The following is a 19,489-nucleotide window of genomic DNA, read 5'->3' on the forward strand; positions in this document are numbered from 1 at the left end:
CCTATCGAATTAAATAATCCGAGGGCGTGAGAGAACGATCGCATCGGGCGTCGAGTCCATTTCGACGCAGCAGTTCATGTCGCGCTCTGCGGCCTCGCATCGTCGAATGGAATTTCAGCAATGGTGTTGGGTATCGGCGCGCCGGCGTCGGCCGACAGTTTCATCTCTGCCCGTATCGACGCGCAAGCGCCGGCAACCGTCAATGCAACACGCGGCTCGGGCGCCGTGGCTTCGGCAGCCCACGCCACGGCAGTCGGCGTCAATGCGATGCTGGACCCGGAAGGGTTGGCCGAATGACGGCTTTCCGCATTTATCGCTTCATGCGACGACGTTGCCGCGATAAGCTTTGCCGGTCATGCATCGACACTCGACAGAAAACAATGACCACCACCTATCCGCTGCACGACGCATTGAGTCACGCCGATACGGCGTTTCCGCCCGAAGTCGACGTCGTGATCGCCGGCGCCGGCATCATGGGCTGCGCGGCCGCTTACTACCTCGGCCTGCGCGGCCTGAAAGCCGTCGTGCTCGACAAGTCGCGCATCGCCGGCCAGCAATCGACGCGCGCATGGGGCTTCGTGCGACAGCAGGGGCGCGAATCCGCCGAAGTGCCGCTGATGATGGCCGGCATGCGGATCTGGGAAGGCCTGGAGCAGACGCTCGGCTTCGATCTCGAATGGCGGCAGGGCGGCTGCCTGTACATGGCGGACAACGAAGACGACTGGGCGTCGTTCCAGGCGTGGCTCGCCGTCGCGCGCGAGCACGGACTCGACACGCGCACGCTGACGCGCGCCCAGATCGACGAGCGCGTGAGCGGGCTGTCGACGCACGCGCGTACCCTCGGCGGCCTCTATACGGCGACCGACGGGCAGGCCGAGCCGCGTCGCGTGGCCGCCGCATTCGCGGCGCGCGCGACCGAGGCCGGCGCGCGTTTCTTCGAAGGCTGCGGCGTGACCGCGATCGAGACGGCCGGCGGCGCGGTCGTCGGCGTCGCGACCGAACGCGGTACGATCCGCACGCGGCGCGTGATCTGCGCGGCCGGCGCGACCAGTTTCCGGCTGCTCGACGGCGTCGGCATCCGGCTGCCGCAGCACGCCGTGCGCGGCACCTGCATGCGCACCAACGTGCTGCCCGACGTGTCCGCGTCGACGATCTGGGGGCACGGCCTCGGCATCCGGCAACGCAAGAACGGCGCGATCAATCTGGCCGACGACATGCAGGTCGACGTCGATCTGACGCTCGGCCATCTGCGCGGATTGAGCCTCTTCTGGCCGGAATTCTGGTCGCAGCGCGACAAATTCCGGCTGCACCTGGGTGCGTCCGCGTGGCGCGACGTGCTTGCCCGCATCAACGGTTCGACCGGGCCGATCGAGCCGCGCGATCCGCAGCCGCAGCCGAATCGCGCGCATGCGCCGCGCGCGCTCGCGAAGCTCAAGGCGATCTTTCCCGCGCTGAAGGATGCGCAGATCGTCGAGGCGTGGGCCGGCCTGATCGACGTGCTGCCCGACGGCATCCCGGTGATCGATGCACCGGGTACGCCGTCGGGGCTCGCGATCGCGACAGGGTTCTGCGGGCACGGATTCGCGATGGGGCCGATCGTCGGCCGGCTGCTCGCCGAATGGATCGACACGGGCGCGCCGTCGCTCGACCTGTCGGCGTTTCGCGCGCGGCGTTTCGTCGACGGGACGATGGTGCGGCCGCGCAGCATGCTGTGACGGCCGGGCGCACGCGTTCCCGTCGTAGAATCGAGCCCGCATCCTTCAGGAGATTCCCCGTTGGCCACGCCATCCGATCAGCGCCGCTCGTTGCGCCTGCGCCTGCGTCGTGCCCGCAATCCGTGGCAGGCGCCGCGCGCACGCACACTGTTCACGCGCCCCGCGACGTCGCCGCTGCGCACGCTGCTGTTCCGTCTCGGCGCGGTCGTGCTGTTGTGCACGCTGGCGTTCCTCGTGCTGTATCTCGATCGCGACGGCCTGCGCGATTCGACCAAGAGCACGCCGATGACGGTGGCCGATCTCGTGTACTTCACGATGGTCACGGTCGCGACGGTCGGCTACGGCGATATCGTGCCCGTCACGGCGCGGGCGCGCCTGCTCGATGCGTTCTTCATCGTGCCGATCCGCATCGGCATCTGGTTCATTTTCCTGGGCACGGCGTATCAGTTCGTGATCCAGCGCGTCATCGAGGAATTCCGCATGAAACGCCTGCAGAAGCAACTGTCCGATCACATCGTCGTGTGCGGTTACGGCCTGTCGGGGTCGATCGCGGTGCGCGAGTTGCTGGAAAGCGGCGTCGATCCGGCGACGATCATCGTGATCGATTCGCAGCAGCAGGCCCTCGAGGCGGCGACGTCGCTCGGCGTGACGGGATTGCTCGGCGATCCGGCGCACGAGGACCTGCTGCAGCAGGCGCAGGTGCGCGCGGCGAAGGCCGTGATCATTTCGGTGACCGACGATCCGACCGCGATCCTGCTGACGCTGTCGGTGCGCAGCATCGCGCCCGATACGAAGATCGTCGTGCGGATCCAGGAGAACCTGTACCAGCGGCAACTGCGGCAGGCCGGCGCGGACGTGATCGTGTCGTCGACGAAGATCGGCGCGCTGTTGCTCGCGGACGCGGTTCACAGCCGCTACATCGTGCCGTTCGTGAACGACATGCTGTCGACGCGCGGGCGCGCGACGCTGCTGGAGCGCGAGGCGTTGCCGCATGAGATCGGCTGTCTGACGAACGTCGTGCCGGGCGCGATCGTGGTCGGGCTCGATCGCTGCGGGAAGATCCATTCGTTTTACGAGGATCCGCCGTGCAGGATCGAGGCGGGCGATACGCTGGTGGTGATCCAGTCGGCGCGGATTCCGGATCCGGAGGTGTGAGTGCGTTTGACTTTGGTTATGTGCCCATGAGGGCACGAGCGCGTAGCGTTATCTTTTCTTCGGTGACCATTAAAGGTCACCGACCCATTGTCTTAAGCGGAACGAGGACTTCTCGTGGGGCGTCATTTACCGAGCTCCGGGAGAGCAACCTGACTTTGGAATAGCCGGGTGTCCCAGGTACAGCGCGGCGTGACGAATACGTATCGCCCCGACATCGGGCAATGCGAAATTCGAAGGTGAGCGAGCCGGTTCAAAGTGCGCCGGACGTTGTGTTCTCATCCATGAAGCTTTTCTCGAATTCGGCTGCTGCTTGATCTGCCGGAACACCTTGCAGCGGAATCAGCGGTCTTGGGGAAACCGTCTCCAAGCCCGGCCTCGCGTCGCCGGAAGGAGCAGGGGCACGGGCCAACGCAGCCCCCTAGCGGAACGCCCGCATCTGCCCCGTCATCATCTGCAGCATCTTGTTGGCGGCCACCGAGAGCTTGCGGCCCACGCGCGTGACCATGTGCGCCTCGGCGTTCTCGAGGATCGGATGCGCGATCTCGATCGCGAACAGCTCCCTGGCCTGCAGTTCGGCCGTTACCGCGAAGGCCGGCATCACCGCGATGCCGAGCCCCGATTTCACGAACTCCTTCAGGATCGCGAAGGAATTGGTGGTGACGATCGGCCCGAGCCGCACGCGCTCCGCGTATTCCACGGCCTCCATCATCTGCCGCGTGCCGTAGGACGGGTGGGTGGCCGCCAGCGGGTAGGTGGCGAGCTGCTGCACCGTCAGCACCTTGTGGCTGCGGCGCGGGAAGTCGGGGCCGACGATCGCCATCATCGGCTGCCGCTTCGACGCGCGCGACACCAGCTTGGGCTCGGTGGGCGGGTTGTAGACGAGGCCGATCTCGCCCTCGTCGTTCGAGATCTTGCGGATCACGTCGTTGGTGCTGCCCACGTCGAGGTTCACGTGGATCCCGGGGAACTGCCGGCAGAACTGCTGCATGGGCCCGGCCAGCAGGTCCGAGACGAAGCCCTCGCCGAGCACCAGGCTGACCTGGCCGGTCTTGAGCCCGCGCAGTTCCTGCAGGCGCGAGATCAGGTCGTCGCGGTGCGCGAGCTGCTCGCGGAAATACTCGATCACGCAGCGTCCCGCCTCGGTGGGCGTCACGCCGCGCGCGTGGCGCTCAACCAGGGTGGCGTCGAGCTCCTTCTCCAGCAGCCCGATCTGGCGGCTCACGGCCGAGGGCGCCACGTCGAGCCAGTCCGCCGCGGCGCGGATCGTGCCGCAGCGCACGGCCTCGTAGAAATAGACGATGCGGCTGTCGGTCAGGGTATCGCTCATGATCCGGGTGTTCTAAAAAAGAGAACAATATCAATATTGGCGTTGATTGATTATACGGGTCGCCGGACCGAACATCGTTGCCATGCAAGGCGGGTGCAAGCTGATGCGCCGGCCTCGAACCAACAGCTATCGGGAGTCGTCGGATGAAAACGGTGGGCGTGATCGGTTTGGGCAACATGGGGCGCGGCATGGCGGGTTCGCTGCGGCGCGGCGACTATACGGTGCTCGGCTACGACGCGGCGCCGGGCGTGGCGCTCGCGCTGGCCGAGCAGGAAGTGCTGTCGGCGCGCGATTCGGTGGCCGAGATCGCGCGCGACGCCGACGTGCTGCTGCTGTCGCTGCCGACCTCGGCTGTGGTCGAGGCGGTGGTGCTGGGCGCGGGCGGCGTGCTCGAGAACGCAAAGCCGGGCAGCATCGTGATCGACACCACCACGGCCGATCCGGACAGCACGCGGCGCGTGGCGGCGGCCCTGGCCGAGCGCGGCATCGGCTTCGTCGACGGCCCGGTGAGCGGCGGCCCGAAGGGCGCGGCCACCGCCGCCATGACCATGGTGCTGGGCGGCTCGGACAGCGATATCGCGGCCATCGAGCCGATCCTCGCGGCGATCAGCGCCAAGCGCGTGCATGTGGGCCCGGTGGGCGCCGGCCACGTCACCAAGCTGCTCAACAACCTGCTGACCGGCGTGCACCTGCTGGTCGCCAGCGAGGCGGTGCGCACCGCGCGCGCGGCCGGCGTCGATCCGGAAAAGCTGGTCGAGGCGCTCAACGGCGGCTCCGGCCGCAACAGCGCGACGCTGACCAACTACCCGACCTGGATCTTCAACGGCAAGTTCGATTCCGGTTTCACCATGAAGCTGATGCGCAAGGACGTGCGGCTCGCGCTGGGCCTGCTCGACCAGTTCGACAGCGTCGCGCCGGTGGCGCGCGAGGCGGCGCGCGTGTGGGCCGCCAGCGAGGGTTCCGTCGCCGACGGCGAGGACTTCAACCGCATCGTCGACTTCCTCGACCCGGCCTGAGGCCGGGCAGCCCGCGCCACGATCCCGCTCGACCCACCTGTACGGAAACCTGACATGACCCAGCACGCAGACCAGTTGCTCGCCGCGTTCGCGCATTTCTTCCCCGGTGCCGCGACGATCGGCTCGTATATCGACGGCGAACTCGTCGCCGGCCAGGGCGACACGATCCAGCTTGACGATGCGGCGACGGGCGAGGCCACGCTCGCCTATCGCGACGCCGGCGCAGCCGTTGTCGACCATGCCGCCGACAGCGCGCGCCGCGCGCAGCGCGAATGGTGGGCGCTCACGCATGCCGCGCGCGGCCGCGTGATGCAGGAGGTGGCGCGTGCGATCCGCGCCGAGGCCGACGCGATCGCGCGGCTGGAGGCGCTGGGCTCGGGCAAGCCGATCCGCGACTGCCGGGGCGAGGTGGCCAAGGTCGCCGAGATGTTCGAGTACTACGCGGGCTGGACCGACAAGTTCTACGGCAGCGTGATCCCGGTGCCGACCTCGCACCTCAACTACACGCGCCGCGAGCCGGCCGGCGTGGTGCTGCAGATCACGCCGTGGAACGCGCCGGTGTTCACCTGCGGCTGGCAGGTGGCGCCCGCGGTGGCGATGGGCAACGGCGTGCTGCTCAAGCCGTCGGAGCTGACGCCCTTTACCTCGCTGGCGGTCGCGAGACTCGGCGAACGGGCCGGGCTGCCGCGCGGACTGGTCAACGTGCTGGCCGGCTTCGGTCACACCGCCGGGCAGGCCGCGATCGCGCATCGCGTGGTGAGCAAGGTGGTGTTCGTCGGCTCGCCGGCCACCGGCGCGCGCATCGCCGAGGCCGCCGCGCGCCGCGTGCTGCCCTGCGTGCTGGAGCTGGGCGGCAAGTCGGCCAATATCGTGTTCGCCGATGCCGACCTCAAGCGCGCCGCGCTGACCGCGCAGGCGGCGATCTTCGCCGGCGCGGGCCAGAGCTGCGTGGCCGGCTCGCGCCTGCTGGTGCAGCGCGCCGTCTACGACGAATTCGTCGCGATGGTGGCTGCCGGCGCGAAGAAGATCCGTGTCGGCGCGCCGCTCGACGAGGCGACCGAGGTGGGCCCGATCAACAATCGCAAGCAGTACGACCACGTGATGTCGATGATCGCGAGTGGCGTGGCCGCCGGTGCCACGCTTGTCAGCGGCTCGGCCGAGCGCGTCGGCGAGGGCCGCGGCGGCTACTTCGTGGCGCCCACCGTGCTGGCCGGCGTGTCGAACGCGATGGAGGTGGCGCGCACCGAGATCTTCGGGCCGGTGGTGGCCGCCATCCCGTTCGACACCGAGGAGGAGGCGATCGCGATCGCCAACGACACCGACTTCGGCCTGGCCGGCGCGGCCTGGACCACCGACGTGGCGCGCGCGCATCGCGTGGCCGCGCAGGTGAATGCCGGCACCTTCTGGGTCAACGGCTACAAGACCATCAACGTGGCCTCCCCGTTCGGCGGCTACGGCATGAGCGGCTACGGCCGCTCGAGCGGGGTCGAGGCGCTGTACGAATACACGCAGACCAAGAGTGTGTGGGTCGAGACGGCCGAAGCGCCGCCCACCGCATTCGGTTATCTGTAACCACCGGCCCGCATTCGACGGCAGCCGGGCTTCAAGGGGAGATTCGTCATGGAACACGCACTGGGTATCGAGCGCCGCGAGCTTGGCGGCGCGGCCACCGCCAAGGTCCTGCTTTACGCGGCCGGCATCCTGCTGGTCGCCGAATGGATCGGCTCGTTCACGTTCAAGCTCGGACCGGGCAAGGTCGTGCTGCTGCCGATGATCTGGGCGCTGCTGCTCGGCGCCGCGGTGGGGCTCGCCAGCGCGCGCTGGAACAGCAGCGCGCGCCTGAGCGTGCCCGACCAGTTCTTCGCGGCCGCGATCCTGCAGCCGGCGCTGCTGCTGTTCGTCTCCAAGCTCGGGCTGATGGTGGGCAGCGCGCTGCCCAAGCTGGCGTCGGCGGGCTGGGCGCTGGCTTTCCAGGAGTTCGGCCACTTCGTCGGCACCATCCTGCTCGGCCTGCCGCTCGCGTTGCTGCTCGGCATCAAGCGCGAGGCGATCGGCGCGACCTTCTCGGTGGGCCGCGAACCGAGCCTGGCGATCATCGGCGAGAAGTACGGGATGGATTCGGCGGAGGGCCGCGGCGTGCTGGCCGAATACCTGACCGGCACCGTGTTCGGTGCGGTGTTCATCGCCGTGTTCGCGGGTTTCGTGAGCAGCCTCGGCATCTTCGATCCGCTCGCGCTGGCGATGGGCTCGGGCGTCGGCTCGGGCAGCATGATGGCGGCCGCGTCGGGCGCGATCGCCGCGCAGCAGGACCCGGAGACGGCGAAATCGGTGCTCGCGTTCGCCGCGGCCAGCAACCTGATCACCACCACCATCGGGACGTACTTCACGCTGTTCATCTCGCTGCCGCTCGCGGTCTGGGGCTATCGCGTGCTGGAGCCGCTGATCGGCCGCACCACCAAGGCATCGGCGCAGCCCGAGGCGGCCAGCCCGTCGCTGGGCGAAGTGCGGACCGAGGCGCCCGCGCTCGGCTACGGCGGCAAGCTGCTCGCGTGGATCGTGACGGCCGCGATGGCGCTGGTGTGCGACTGGATCGCCCACGGCACCACGCCGCTGGCGGGACTGCCGGGAATCGCGATCATGGTGGGCGCGACGATCGTCGGCGATGCGCTGGCGCGGGTGACGGGGCGACGGATTCCGGCGGTCTGCTGGGTATCGGTGGTGGCGATGTTCCTGACCTCGCCGTGGTCCCCGTGGGCTTCGCAGATCGCCGCGCTCAGCTCGCACAACGATTTCCTCGGGGTGACCACGCCGATGCTGGTGTTCGCGGGGCTGTCGATCGCGAAGGACATCCCGGCCTTCCGCCGGCTCGGCTGGCGCATCGTGCTGGTGTCCTTCGTGGCCAATGCCGGCACCTTCATCGGCGCGACCCTGGTGGCGCAGCTGTTCCATATCTGATGCCTCGCGGCGCGGCGGCGGGCGGCATGGACCGATTCGCCGCCGCGCCGCGACGACCGACAAGAGCGCTCCCTTCCGCATGAAACTGATCGATTCCATCGTCGCGCATGCCGACGAACTGACGGCGATCCGCCGCGATATCCATGCCCATCCCGAGGTGGGCTACGACGTGTTCCGCACCGCCGAACTCGTCGCCGAGCGGCTCGCGCAATGGGGTTATGCCGTCACGCGCGGCGTCGGCCGCACCGGCGTGGTCGGCACCTTGAAGCGCGGCGGCAGCGCGCGTGCGATCGGCCTGCGCGCCGACATGGATGCGCTGCCCGTGCACGAGGCCAACACCTTCGCGCATCGTTCGACGGTGCCCGGCGCGATGCATGCGTGCGGCCACGACGGGCACACCGCCATGCTGCTCGGGGCCGCGCGCCATCTGGCGCGGCATGGCGAGTTCGACGGCACCGTGCAGCTGTTCTTCCAGCCGGCCGAGGAAGCGGGCGGCGGCGCGCGCGCGATGATCGAGGACGGGCTGTTCGAGCGTTTCCCGGTGGATGCCGTGTTCGGGCTGCACAACTGGCCCGGCATCGCGGCCGGCGATTTCGCGGTGCGGCCGGGGCCGCTGATGGCCTCGACCAGCCTGTTCCGGATCAATTTGCGCGGCGCCGGCTGCCACGCGGCGATGCCGCACCTGGGCCGCGATCCGGTGTTCGCGGCGGGGCAGGTGCTGAGCGCGCTGCAGGGGATCGTCACGCGCAACCGCAATCCGATCGACGGCGCGGTGCTGTCGGTCACGCAGGTGCATGCGGGCGAGGCGATGAACGTGGTGCCGACCGATGCGTGGCTCGGCGGCACGGTGCGGACCTTCTCCGACGCGACGCTCGACCTGATCGAGACGCGCATGTGCGCCGTGGTGGCCGCGACGGCCGCGGCCTTCGACTGCGAGAGCGACGTGGATTTCCAGCGCCAGTATCCGGCTACCGTGAACGACGCCGAGCAGACGGCGGTGGCGGTAGCGGTGATGCGCGAGCTGGTGGGCGACGCGCATGTGAACGCGGCCGTCGATCCGACCATGGCGGCGGAGGATTTCTCGTTCATGCTGCGCGAGAAGCCGGGTTGCTATGCGTTCCTCGGGAATGGGGCGGGCGATCATCGCGTGCATGGGCACGGCGGCGGGCCGTGCCTGCTGCATAACGCGAGTTATGACTTCAACGACGCGTTGCTGCCGGTGGGGGCGAGTTATTTCGTGCGGTTGGTGGAGCGGGTTTTGGGGCGGTAGGGCGGGGGGCTGGCATACTCGGGGCGTTCCGATCAATCTTGCAGGGACATACGCGTGATGCGCGCCGATCAGCCGGCCTTTCTCGGTTCTCTCTTTCTGTCGCGGCTCGCCGATCAGATGCTGCTGTTTCTGGTCCCGCTCGTCGTCTTTCAGGTCACGCAGAAGGCGACGTGGTCCGGGCTCGCTTTTTTCATCGAAGCGTTCCCGCGATTCATTGCCTTCCCGATCTGCGGTGCATTGAGCGACCGCGTGTCACCGATTCGCGTGCTGCGAGCGAGCCAGGCCAGCCGGGCCGTTGCTTGCCTGATCGGCATCGTCGGCTATGTCGCCTGGAGCGGAATCGGCTGGCTGATCGCGCTGTCCGCCGTATGCGGCGTACTCACGAGCCAGGGCATCGTTGCCCGGGAGGTGCTGCTGCCGCAGATTTTTCCGCAGCAGCGCTTCGAGAAAGTGCTGGCCCATACGCAGCTCGCCGATCAGTTGGGCGTCGTGCTCGGGCCGATCGTCGCGGCGGCGCTGCTGGGATGGCGCACCTGGGAGTGGGCCGTGGCTTGCGCGGCATTACTGTTTGTCGCGGCGGATATGTCGATGTTCGTATGGCAACGGACCAGCGCGGCGAGCATCGCGCCTCCCGAACACCCGGTGGGGCCGTGGTATGCACCGTTCGCCGTGGCGCTGACGCATGTCGCCACGCTGCCGGGGCTGTCGCGGCTGGTCCTGCTCGCGGCGGCGGAAAACCTCGTGATCGGGACGACACTCGCGACGTCGGCTGCGATGGTCACCGGCGCGTTTCGGCAGTCCGCCGGCTTCTATGCCGGACTGCAGGTCGCGGGCGCCGTCGCGACGGTCGCGATCCTGTTGTTCGTCGCGCGTATCGAGGTATCGCGCGTGCGGCTCGGAGTCGTCGCATTCGTGGCGATCGCGGCGGGCGGCCTCGTGATGGGCATGTCGGGCTCGATCGCGATGTACGTTGCCGGTTTCCTGACGGTCATCGGCTTCGACAAGATGTTCAACGTGTACATACGCAGCGCACGGCAGGCCATCATTCCCCGTCGGGACTACGGCAAGACGACCGGCGTCATCGTTCTGCTGAACAACGCGACGCAGCCGCTTGCCGGCTTGATCGTGGGGCTCTTCTCCGGCCACGGGCGCGTTGCGCTCGTCGTGACGCTGACGTCGATCGGCATGGCGATCCTGGGCGGCGCGGTCGTTGCCGTCGGCGCGGTCCGGATGCGATCGACCGCACGCGTTTCGGACTGACACCCAGGCCGGCGAAACATGGGGAGCATCGGCCTACGCGGCGGGCGCCACCGATGCGCTGGTCATCTTGTGCCGCGCGACACGACAATGGAAAGGGATGCTCACCGTCGGTGCACCGATTGGTGCTGTCAATTCGTGCGTGTGGCACACGAATGGCCCTTGGCATGCGAACGGAAATCCTCTCGATGGCGGTATGCCGATTGCCGGCGTTTCACATGCGACGTGCCGCAGCACCGCGCGCTCAAAGCGGCAGCACGGAAGTCTGCTTGATCTTCTGCATCGGAATCTCGGTCTTCACGCTCTGCACGCCGTCGATCCGGGTCAAGTGGTCGATCTGCAGTTTCCGGTAGGCGTCGATATCGGCGGTCACGACACGCAGCAGGCAATCGCAATCGCCCGCCATCAAGTGGCACTCGAGCACCTGGGGAAGACGTTGAACGGCCTCGGTGAAATGGTCGACGGTTTTCGCGTCCTGGCTCGTCAGCCAGATGCGGACGAAGACGGTCAACCCCGCGCCGATCTTCGATGCGTCGAGCAGCGCCGCGTAGCGCTCGATGACGCCGGCCTGTTCCAGCTGCTTGACGCGACGCAGGCACGGCGACGGCGACAAGCCCACTTTCTGCGCCAGTTCCACGTTCTGGATTCGCCCCTCTTCCTGGAGCATTCTCAGAATGCGGCGGTCCACTTCGTCCAGCTCGATCACGGCCATTGATCCGACCTATTCGGTTGAGGCACGCGGTGCCCGAGTTTTCGATTTTTGAAGCATGGAATTGCCAAACCGCGTCCATCTTAAGGCGAACACGCAACCTGAAATTATTTTTTCTACGATAAATTTTGGCCCGTAGCAGCCGGGACGGTCCCGCTGCCGATCAAGGGGCAAAAGATGAGCACCGATTCCGTCCAGCCGTTCGAATTCGAAAAAAATCCTCACCCCGTCGCGGCGGCCGAACGCGCCGCGCTGCTCGACAATCCCGGGTTCGGCCGGGTCTTCACGGATCACATGGTGACGATCCGGTACTCGGCGGAACAAGGGTGGCATCACGCGAAAATCGGGCCGCGCGAAGCGTTCCGGTTCGACCCGGCGACGCTCGTGCTGCACTACGCGCAGGAAATCTTCGAGGGCTTGAAAGCCTACCGGCTGCCCGACGGCGGCGCGGCGTTGTTCCGTCCCGATGCGAATGCGCGGCGCTTTCGCCATTCGGCCGAGCGGCTCTCGATGGCGCCGTTGCCGGAGGAGATGTTCGTCGAATCGGTACGTGCGCTGGTCCGGGCCGATCGCGACTGGATCCCGGCGTTCGACGGCGCGGCGCTGTATTTGCGTCCGTTCATGATCGCGACGGAGGCGGTGCTCGGCGTGAAGCCGTCGCCGGAATATCTGTACTGCGTGATCGCGACGCCGGTCGGCGCGTACTTCAAGAGCGGCGCGGCCGGGGTGACGTTGTGGGTGTCGGAGCACTACACGCGGGCGGCGCCGGGCGGCACGGGCGACGCGAAATGCGGCGGCAACTACGCGGCGAGCCTGGCCGCGCAGGCGGAGGCGACCCGCGAAGGCTGCGAGCAGGTGGTGTTTCTCGACGCGGTCGAACGCCGCTGGATCGAGGAGCTGGGCGGAATGAACGTGTTCTTCGTGTTCGACGACGGGTCGATCCAGACGCCGCCGCTGAACGGGACGATCCTGCCGGGCATCACGCGCGCGTCGTTGATCACGCTGGCCCGGGAACTGAATTACACGGTGCGGGAGGAGGGCTACACGATCGAGCAGTGGCAGGCGGATGCGCGCAGCGGCCGACTGGTCGAGGCGTTCGCGTGCGGCACGGCGGCGGTCGTGACGGCGATCGGCCGGGTGAAGGGCCGTGCGTACGACTTCACGATCGGCGAAGGCGGCGCGGGGCCGGTCACGCAGCGCCTGAAGGCGGCGCTGCTCGATATCCAGAACGGGCGCGAAGCCGATCGCCACGGCTGGGTGGACCGCGTGTTTTGAGTTCGGCAGAGCGGCCGTCGCGACTCGCGACGGCCGTCATGAAAGCCGCGGCCGGTATCCCGGCCGGAAGCAGCCGCGCCGTCTCCTGGAATTCTTCGATCATGTCAGCTGTTTCGTTGTCACGCGCCATTGACCGCCTGTTCATCGTCGACCCCGGCCTTCATCGGCTGCTGGGCGGGGCGCGCGCCGCACTGGCGAGCTTGCTTGCCGGCGCGCTCGGCATTGCATCGGCGCTCCATCTCGGTTTGGCGATCACCACCGGCGCCGTTGGAATACTCTTCGCGATGATCGCGCCACTGTTCCTGCGCGACGCTCACCGGCTGGACTGGTATGAGTCGCTTGCATGGCAGTACGGCGTCGCATGCGCGAGTTTCGCCGCGGCCGCCTTCGTGAGCGCGTGGCCGGCCGTCGGCAAGGCGGGTTTCGTGATCGTCCTGTTCTGTTCGATGCTGTGCCAGACCCGGGGTCCGCGCACGATCGGATGTGCGTTCCTCGCGATCGCCATGTACTACCTCGGTCTTTATCTGCATCCGACCGCGCTGCAGGTCGGCCACATGCTGGCGATGTCGATCGCCGGGCCGGCGAGCGTCGTGCTCGTCTGCCGGATGCTGTTGCCGACGCATGCGGCGCCCACGCCGCGGCTCATCGCGCGCTCGGTATCGCTGCAGGCGGCATGCGTCGCACGAAGTGACGGGTCGGACGCCGGCGCACTGGATGCGATGACGCATTTACTCGCGCTGAACGAAGCCGCCATCGCGCTCGAGCATCACGCGTCGACCCTCGATGAAGGCGACGCGCATGCTTTGCACGCCGCGCTGGTCGCATTGGAGATCGCAGCGGCACGACGCGTGCTGAACCACGATCGGACCGACGCCGCCGCCGCGGCGCTACGCGCGGCGATCGCTCGCTTCGATGCCGTCGCCAACGACGTGGCGGCGCGCCCGAGCGACGCACGTTCGCCCGCGATGCCGCGGCACGCGCGTGCGGTTCCGTCGGCCGCCAATTGGCGCACGCTCGCATGGTTGCCGGCGATCCGCGCGGCTGCTGCCGCGTGCGCCGCCATGCTGATCGGCGAGACGCTGTCGTCGGAGCGGTGGATGTGGGCGGTGCTCAGCACGTTCGTCGTGTTCTTCGGCACCTATTCGTGCGCGGACACGATCTATCGCGGCGCGCAACGCGTCGCCGGCACGCTCGCCGGCGCGCTCGCGAGCGTACTCGTCGTCGGCGCCGCTCATCATGCGAATGCGCTCGTGGTCATCGTGATGGGCGTGTGTGTGTTTGCGTGGGCGTACCACATCCTGCACGCCTATGGGCGCGGCGTTTTCTTTCTCACGGTGCTGATCGGCCTCGTCTATGCGCAACTGGGGTTCGAGATCGGCGCGCTCGCGGAACTGCGGATCGGCGAGGTATTGATCGGCTGCGCGGTTTCGCTCGCGGCGGCGCTGCTGGTGATGCCGCTGGCGGCGTCGCGCCACATCGCGACGCGCTCGCACGGCCTGTTGGCCGCGCTGCGCGAACTCGTGCACGAACGCGACGACGGCACGCGGCCGGGGCCGGCGCAGACGCGCGCGGCCGATCGCCGTTTTCACGACGTGCGCATGGCGATCAGGCCGCTGGCCGCGTGGCGCATGTTCCGCGTATCCGGCGATGCCCGACGGCTGTCGGACACGCTGCTGTCCTGCTGGCTGCATGGCCGAATCGTGGCGACGCTGCTGCCCGTTGAAACCGGCGGCCAGGTTGTCGGATTCGAGCGGCATGCGCGCGCAGCCATCGTCACGCGCATCGATGCGTTGATCAGCGATCTGGATCACGGCCGCTCGATGCGACTCGATGCGGCTGCGAGCGTCGGGCACGGAACGCTCGAGGTATCCGGCGATCATCCGTTGCCGGCTCATCGGGAACTGGCTCAGCTGGACGCGAAGCTGACCGACCTCAACCGGGCATTCGAGCACGCGCTGTTCGGAAAAATACGGGCGACGAACGGTGGCGGAGATGACTGCGGCGCTCGCATCGTTCACCCGTTGACCGCCGACACGCGTTCAGCTGCGACAGGAATCGACTGATCTCCGACCCGCTATCCGCGGATCATTCAGGCGGTCGTTCAGCGCATCGCTCCGCAGCAGCGTTCGCGCCACCGATGTTCGGCACGCGATACCTTTTCACGTGCGGTCGAGCATCTTGATCGCTGCGGCGGCGGCCCCCGCACGGGTCTCGACATGCAACTTGCGGAACAGATGTTCGAGATGCTTGTTCACCGTGCGCGGCGCGATACCCAGAATGTCGCCGATATCGCGGTTCGTCTTGCCGTGCGACACCCACAGCAGCACTTCGGCCTCGCGCAGGGTCAGGCCGAAGCGCTCGGCCAGCGCATTGCAATGCACGGTGTCGTCTCTTTCCTTGAGGACCACGATCCATTCGCCCGGTTCCGGCCCCCGCGTCGCGCTGGCCGAGCGGCGTATCTGGCCCGAGCTGAATTCGTGCACGGCGTCACCCTGGGCGCCGCGCGCGAGCCAGTCGACGAACCAGGTGCGCAGCGGCGCAGGCAGCTTCGGCGGCACATCGGTATCGCGCGCGTTCGTGGTTGGCCCGGCATCTGCGGCGCCATCATGCGCGGTCGTGTAGGCAGCGATATGACGTGCAGCCTGCGGGCTCTGCCATCGAATCGTGCCGTCCGCGCCGACGATCAGCGCCGCGCGCGTGTCGAGCGACAGTGCCGCCTCCGCGTACAACTGCGCGCGTGAACGCCGCACGTGCGCACCGATGCGCGCGCACAGCTCCTCGGGCTGCACCGGCTTGGTCACGTAATCGATGCCGCCCACGCGAAAGCTGCGTACCACATGCTCGCTCTCCGTCAATGCCGTCATGAAGATGACGGGCAGATGCTCGTGCCGTGCGTCCTGCTTGATACGCACGCATGTTTCGAAGCCGTCCATGTCGGGCATCATCGCGTCGAGCAACACCACGTCGGGCGTCACGCGCGCGAGGCGTTTGAGCGCGTCCTCGCCGGACAGCGCGACGATCACCGCGTAGCCGTGCGCGTGCAGCGTATCGGAAAGAAAGGCGAGGTTCTCCGGCGTGTCGTCGACGATCAGGATCATCGGCCGCTCGCGCAGCCACGCGGCCGGGGCGTCGACGATCGGCGAGGCCGCGATCGGGGTGTGCGTGTCACGCGTCCGCGCCGCGCGCGAGTCGGTCAAGTTCATGCTCGAGTTCCCTTAGCTGAAAACGTTCCGCCAACGAGCGCAACGCGTCGATTTGATCCCGCAACTCGGGCCAGGCGTCGCGGGCCGCGTCGAGCTGTTCGATCACGCCCTGTACGTAGCCGACTTCGAGATGCGCAAGCAGATGTTCGACGAGTTCGCGTGGCCACACGGCGGGTGTGAGCGGCGGTGTCGCGGCCGGCCCGCTCGCCGCCGGTAGCGCGTTCGCGCCGGTATCGGATGCAATCCAGTCGAGTGCGAGCAGTTGCGCAAGCTTGTCGAGCAGCAGATTCACCTGCAGCGGCTTCACCAGATAACCCTTGCATCCGGTCGCGCTCGCGCGATCGCGGTCGTCGGCGAACGCGTTGGCGGAGAGCAGAACGATGGGCGCGTCCGACAACTGATTCTCGGAGATCAGGCGGCTGGTTTCGTAGCCGTCCATCAACGGCATCGAAATGTCCATGATGATCGCGTCCGCCGTGTGCATCGCCAGCCAGCGCAGCGCATCGGTGCCGCTGGCCGCTTCGGCGACGTCGAAGCCGAGTGGCGTGAGCAATTGCACGACGATGTCGCGCTGATCGTCGAGGTCGTCGACCACGAGAATGGCGCGGCGCGCACCCGTATAGCCGCGAATCGACGCGAGTTCGGCGTGCGTTTCGGCGGCTGCGTCGACGGCGGGCGCGAACAGGCGCACCACGAAGCGCGTGCCGTGCCCGACTTCGCTGTCCACTTCCAGGCTGCCGCCGAGCGCTTGCGTGAGCAGGCGGCAGATCGTGAGCCCGAGGCCGGCGCCGTGATCGTACGCATGGGCCGCTTCGCCGCGTTCGAACGGCAGGAACAGGCGCTCCATTTCGGCGGGCGGGATGCCGGGGCCGGTATCGACCACCTCGAACTTGAGCGTATCGAGCACGTGACTCACGCGCAGCGTGATCGAGCCGCTCGACGTGAAGCGGATCGCGTTGCCGATCAGGTTGGTGAGGATCTGGCTCATGCACTTCTGGTCGGTGCGCACGGTGGCGGGCAGCCGGCCGACCGTCTGCACGTCGAAGGCGAGCGCTTTTTCGAGCGCCTGCGGACGGAGCATCGACGTCAGGTGCGCGACGAAATCGGCGAGCGATACCTTGGCGATGTTCAACTGCAGCTTGCCGGCCTCGATGCGCGCGATGTCGAGCAGGCCGTCGACGAGCGCGAGCAGATGCTCGCCGCTGCGATGGATCGTGCGCACGGCGTTGTAGCGCATCGGCGTGAGTTCTTCCTTCGCCTGCAGCAGTAATTGTGCGTAGCCGAGAATGCTGTTCAGCGGCGTGCGCAGCTCGTGGCTCAAGCCGGACACGTAACGGCTCTTGGCCTGGTTGGCCGATTCCGCGGCGGCGGTCGCGCGCTTGAGCGCTGCGTCGGTTTTCTGGTGCGCGTCGATTTCGAGCATCAGCAATTCGTTTTGCCGCTGCGACTCTTCCTGCGTGACGCGGCGGTTTTCGCGCTCCAGCACGAACCACCAGGCCGCGATGCAGCCCACCAGCGAGAGCGCGAGGAAGATCTTCAGAAAGCTGCCCGACAGCGCATGGCCGATCGACGGCCCGGCCGCGAGCATCGACGTCGCGCTCTGCGACCAGATCAGATAGAGCACGCTGCCCAGCACCGCGAGCATGGCGAACACGAGGCTCGCATAGTGGATGAGGCGTAGCGCGGCGGGACCGAGCCGCGCACCGGGCAGCACGCGATGCAGCGCGCGGTCGGCCTGCGACGCGAAGCGCGCATGCGGCTTGCAGCGATCGTGGCAGCGCGAGTCGAGCGAGCAGCACAGCGAGCAGATCGTGCCGCCATAGGCCGGGCAATGGGCCGTATCGTCGGGCTCGAAGGTGTTTTCGCAAATCGCGCAGCGCAGCGAAGTGGCGTCGCCGGTCGGTTGCGCGGCGCGGGCAATGTAATAGCGGCCGCGTGTGAGTACGGCGAGCAGCGGCGCGCACGCGAACGCCGCACCGAACGCGATGAACGACGACATCGCCTGGGCGAGCACGCCGAACAGGCCGCTGTGCGCGAGCATCGCGACGGCGGCCGCGATCAGCATCGCACCGACGCCCACGGGGTTCACGTCGTAGAGATGCGCGCGCTTGAACTCGATATGTCGCGGGCTATAGCCGAGCGGCTTGTTGATGACGAGATCGGCGAACAACGCGCCGATCCACGCGATCGCGATGTTCGCGTAGAGCGACAGCACCTTGGCGATCGCATCGAACACGCCCATTTCCACGAGCAGCAACGCGATCATGACGTTGAACACGAGCCACACCACGCGGCCCGGATGGCTGTGCGTGAGCCGCGCGAAAAAATTGGACCACGCGAGCGAGCCCGCATAGGCATTGGTCACGTTGATCTTCAACTGCGAGACGATCACGAACAGCGTCATCGCGGGCAACGCCCAGCTCGCGAGCCCCAACGGATCGAGCAGCAGGTGATAAGCGACGAGGTACATCTGCGTCGGCTCGGTGGCATGGCTGGCATCGACTTCGTACTGGAGCGCGATGAAGGCGAGCAGGGCGCCGCCCAGCATCTTGAGCGCGCCGGGTACGATCCAGCCCGGCCCCGTCGAGAGCAACGCGAACCACCAGCGCGTGCGGTTCTTCGCGGTGAGGGGCGGCAGGAAACGCAGATAGTCCACCTGTTCGCCCACCTGCACGATCAGCGCGAACACGACCGTCGACGCCTGACCGAAGGCGATCAGGCTGAACGCGCGGCCCTGCGGCGCGAAGCCCGCGAAGGTGGTCCATTGCGCGATCAGGTCGGGATGACGCCACAGCACGGCGGCGTACGGCAGCACGAACAGGACGAGCCACAGCGGCTGCGTCCAGCTTTGCAGGCGGTTGATCAGCGTGATGCCGAACATGACGATCGGAATCACCACGAGCGAACTCACGACGTAGGCGATCGCCAGCGAAATATGGAAATAAAGCTGGAGCGCCAGCGACATGATGGCCGCTTCGAGCGCGAAAAAAATGAACGTGAACACCGCGTACAGCAGCGACGTGACCGTCGAGCCGATATAGCCGAAGCCCGCGCCGCGCGTGAGCAGGTCCATGTCGACGCCGTAGCGCGCCGCGTAATAGCTGATGGGCAAACTGGTGAGCCAGATCAGCACGGAGACGGCCGCAATTGCCCAGACCGCGTTCGTGAAGCCGTAGTTGACGACGAGACTGCCGCCGATCGCTTCGAGCACCAGAAACGACACCGCGCCGATCGCCGTATTGGCCACGCGCAGCTCCGACCAGCGCCGAAACGAGCGCGGCGTGAAGCGCAGCGCGTAGTCCTCGAGGGTTTCGTCGCCGACCCACGCGTTGTAGTCGCGGCGCACCTTGACGATGCGTTGCGTGCCGGGCGCGCCCACTGACGGGTGACTCTGGGACATGAAGATGATCCGAATTGGTGCGAAAGCGGCACGAGCGCTGTGCGAACGGCGTAACGGCGGACCACGGCGCTCAGGATCGCCTTGCAATGCAAATTACATTCCAGTGCGCGCACCGGGAATACGTCGATTGACGTATTTCGAACGCCAATTTGGCTTTCTACATTGCGTCCAACCTCGACCCAGCCCGCAGCGACCCGCGCCGGGCAC

The 19,489-nt window shown here is 67.4% G+C and carries 14 protein-coding genes; 10 read left to right on the top strand and 4 right to left on the bottom strand.

Going from position 1 to position 19,489, the window contains the following annotated elements; genetic code table 11:
* Nucleotides 1-120: 120 nt before the first annotated feature.
* The 3 genes from HWX14_RS11250 to HWX14_RS11260 all read left to right on the top strand — a co-directional run bounded on the left by HWX14_RS11250 (nucleotide 121) and on the right by HWX14_RS11260 (nucleotide 2,870).
* Entirely contained in the window at nucleotides 121-297 is a 177-nt protein-coding gene (locus HWX14_RS11250) for a hypothetical protein (RefSeq protein ID WP_175882785.1), read from the top strand.
* Nucleotides 298-380: 83 nt separating this feature from the next.
* Nucleotides 381-1,715 (top strand): FAD-binding oxidoreductase, encoded by a 1,335-nt coding sequence (locus tag HWX14_RS11255; RefSeq protein ID WP_175882786.1) that lies wholly within the window; start codon nucleotides 381-383, stop codon nucleotides 1,713-1,715.
* Between the two features lie 60 nt (nucleotides 1,716-1,775).
* The gene (locus HWX14_RS11260; RefSeq protein WP_175882787.1) at nucleotides 1,776-2,870 is read left to right on the top strand and encodes a potassium channel family protein; all 1,095 of its coding nucleotides are present in this window, start codon (nucleotides 1,776-1,778) and stop codon (nucleotides 2,868-2,870) included.
* A 418-nt stretch (nucleotides 2,871-3,288) separates the two neighbouring features.
* Here HWX14_RS11260 and HWX14_RS11265 read toward each other — a convergent pair whose 3' ends face one another.
* The gene (locus tag HWX14_RS11265; protein WP_175882788.1) at nucleotides 3,289-4,197 is read right to left on the bottom strand and encodes a LysR family transcriptional regulator; all 909 of its coding nucleotides are present in this window, start codon (nucleotides 4,195-4,197) and stop codon (nucleotides 3,289-3,291) included.
* 143 nt (nucleotides 4,198-4,340) lie between these two features.
* On the opposite strand from HWX14_RS11265, the gene HWX14_RS11270 reads away from it, so the two are divergent.
* From HWX14_RS11270 to HWX14_RS11290, 5 genes are all read left to right on the top strand, one after another.
* Nucleotides 4,341-5,213: an NAD(P)-dependent oxidoreductase gene (locus tag HWX14_RS11270; RefSeq protein WP_175882789.1), complete on the top strand. Its 873-nt coding sequence runs from the start codon at nucleotides 4,341-4,343 to the stop codon at nucleotides 5,211-5,213.
* 54 nt (nucleotides 5,214-5,267) lie between these two features.
* Entirely contained in the window at nucleotides 5,268-6,785 is a 1,518-nt protein-coding gene (locus tag HWX14_RS11275; RefSeq protein WP_175882790.1) for an aldehyde dehydrogenase family protein, read from the top strand.
* Between the two features lie 48 nt (nucleotides 6,786-6,833).
* Entirely contained in the window at nucleotides 6,834-8,168 is a 1,335-nt protein-coding gene (locus HWX14_RS11280) for a DUF3100 domain-containing protein (protein WP_011547471.1), read from the top strand.
* Nucleotides 8,169-8,247: 79 nt separating this feature from the next.
* The gene (locus HWX14_RS11285; RefSeq protein WP_175882791.1) at nucleotides 8,248-9,438 is read left to right on the top strand and encodes a M20 aminoacylase family protein; all 1,191 of its coding nucleotides are present in this window, start codon (nucleotides 8,248-8,250) and stop codon (nucleotides 9,436-9,438) included.
* Nucleotides 9,439-9,495: 57 nt separating this feature from the next.
* Nucleotides 9,496-10,698, top strand: coding sequence for an MFS transporter (locus HWX14_RS11290; protein ID WP_175883556.1), 1,203 nt, complete (start codon nucleotides 9,496-9,498; stop codon nucleotides 10,696-10,698).
* Between the two features lie 241 nt (nucleotides 10,699-10,939).
* Here HWX14_RS11290 and HWX14_RS11295 read toward each other — a convergent pair whose 3' ends face one another.
* Nucleotides 10,940-11,398 (bottom strand): Lrp/AsnC family transcriptional regulator, encoded by a 459-nt coding sequence (locus HWX14_RS11295; protein ID WP_208456183.1) that lies wholly within the window; start codon nucleotides 11,396-11,398, stop codon nucleotides 10,940-10,942.
* 183 nt (nucleotides 11,399-11,581) lie between these two features.
* Here HWX14_RS11295 and HWX14_RS11300 point away from each other — a divergent pair, with 183 nt between their 5' ends.
* Both HWX14_RS11300 and HWX14_RS11305 read left to right on the top strand, forming a co-directional pair.
* A complete protein-coding gene (locus HWX14_RS11300) occupies nucleotides 11,582-12,679 on the top strand; it encodes a branched-chain amino acid aminotransferase (RefSeq protein ID WP_175882793.1) in 1,098 nt (365 codons plus the stop codon).
* Nucleotides 12,680-12,780: 101 nt separating this feature from the next.
* Nucleotides 12,781-14,742, top strand: coding sequence for an FUSC family protein (locus tag HWX14_RS11305; RefSeq protein ID WP_244130203.1), 1,962 nt, complete (start codon nucleotides 12,781-12,783; stop codon nucleotides 14,740-14,742).
* 96 nt (nucleotides 14,743-14,838) lie between these two features.
* On the opposite strand, the gene HWX14_RS11310 is transcribed toward HWX14_RS11305, so the two are convergent.
* Nucleotides 14,839-15,777: a response regulator transcription factor gene (locus HWX14_RS11310; protein ID WP_175883557.1), complete on the bottom strand. Its 939-nt coding sequence runs from the start codon at nucleotides 15,775-15,777 to the stop codon at nucleotides 14,839-14,841.
* A 67-nt stretch (nucleotides 15,778-15,844) separates the two neighbouring features.
* Nucleotides 15,845-19,282, bottom strand: coding sequence for an ATP-binding protein (locus HWX14_RS11315; RefSeq protein ID WP_175882794.1), 3,438 nt, complete (start codon nucleotides 19,280-19,282; stop codon nucleotides 15,845-15,847).
* Between the last annotated feature and the right edge of the window lie 207 nt (nucleotides 19,283-19,489).

Origin of the sequence: Burkholderia sp. BCC0044 (assembly GCF_902832955.1) — a bacterium.
Classification (GTDB): Bacteria; Pseudomonadota; Gammaproteobacteria; order Burkholderiales; family Burkholderiaceae; genus Burkholderia.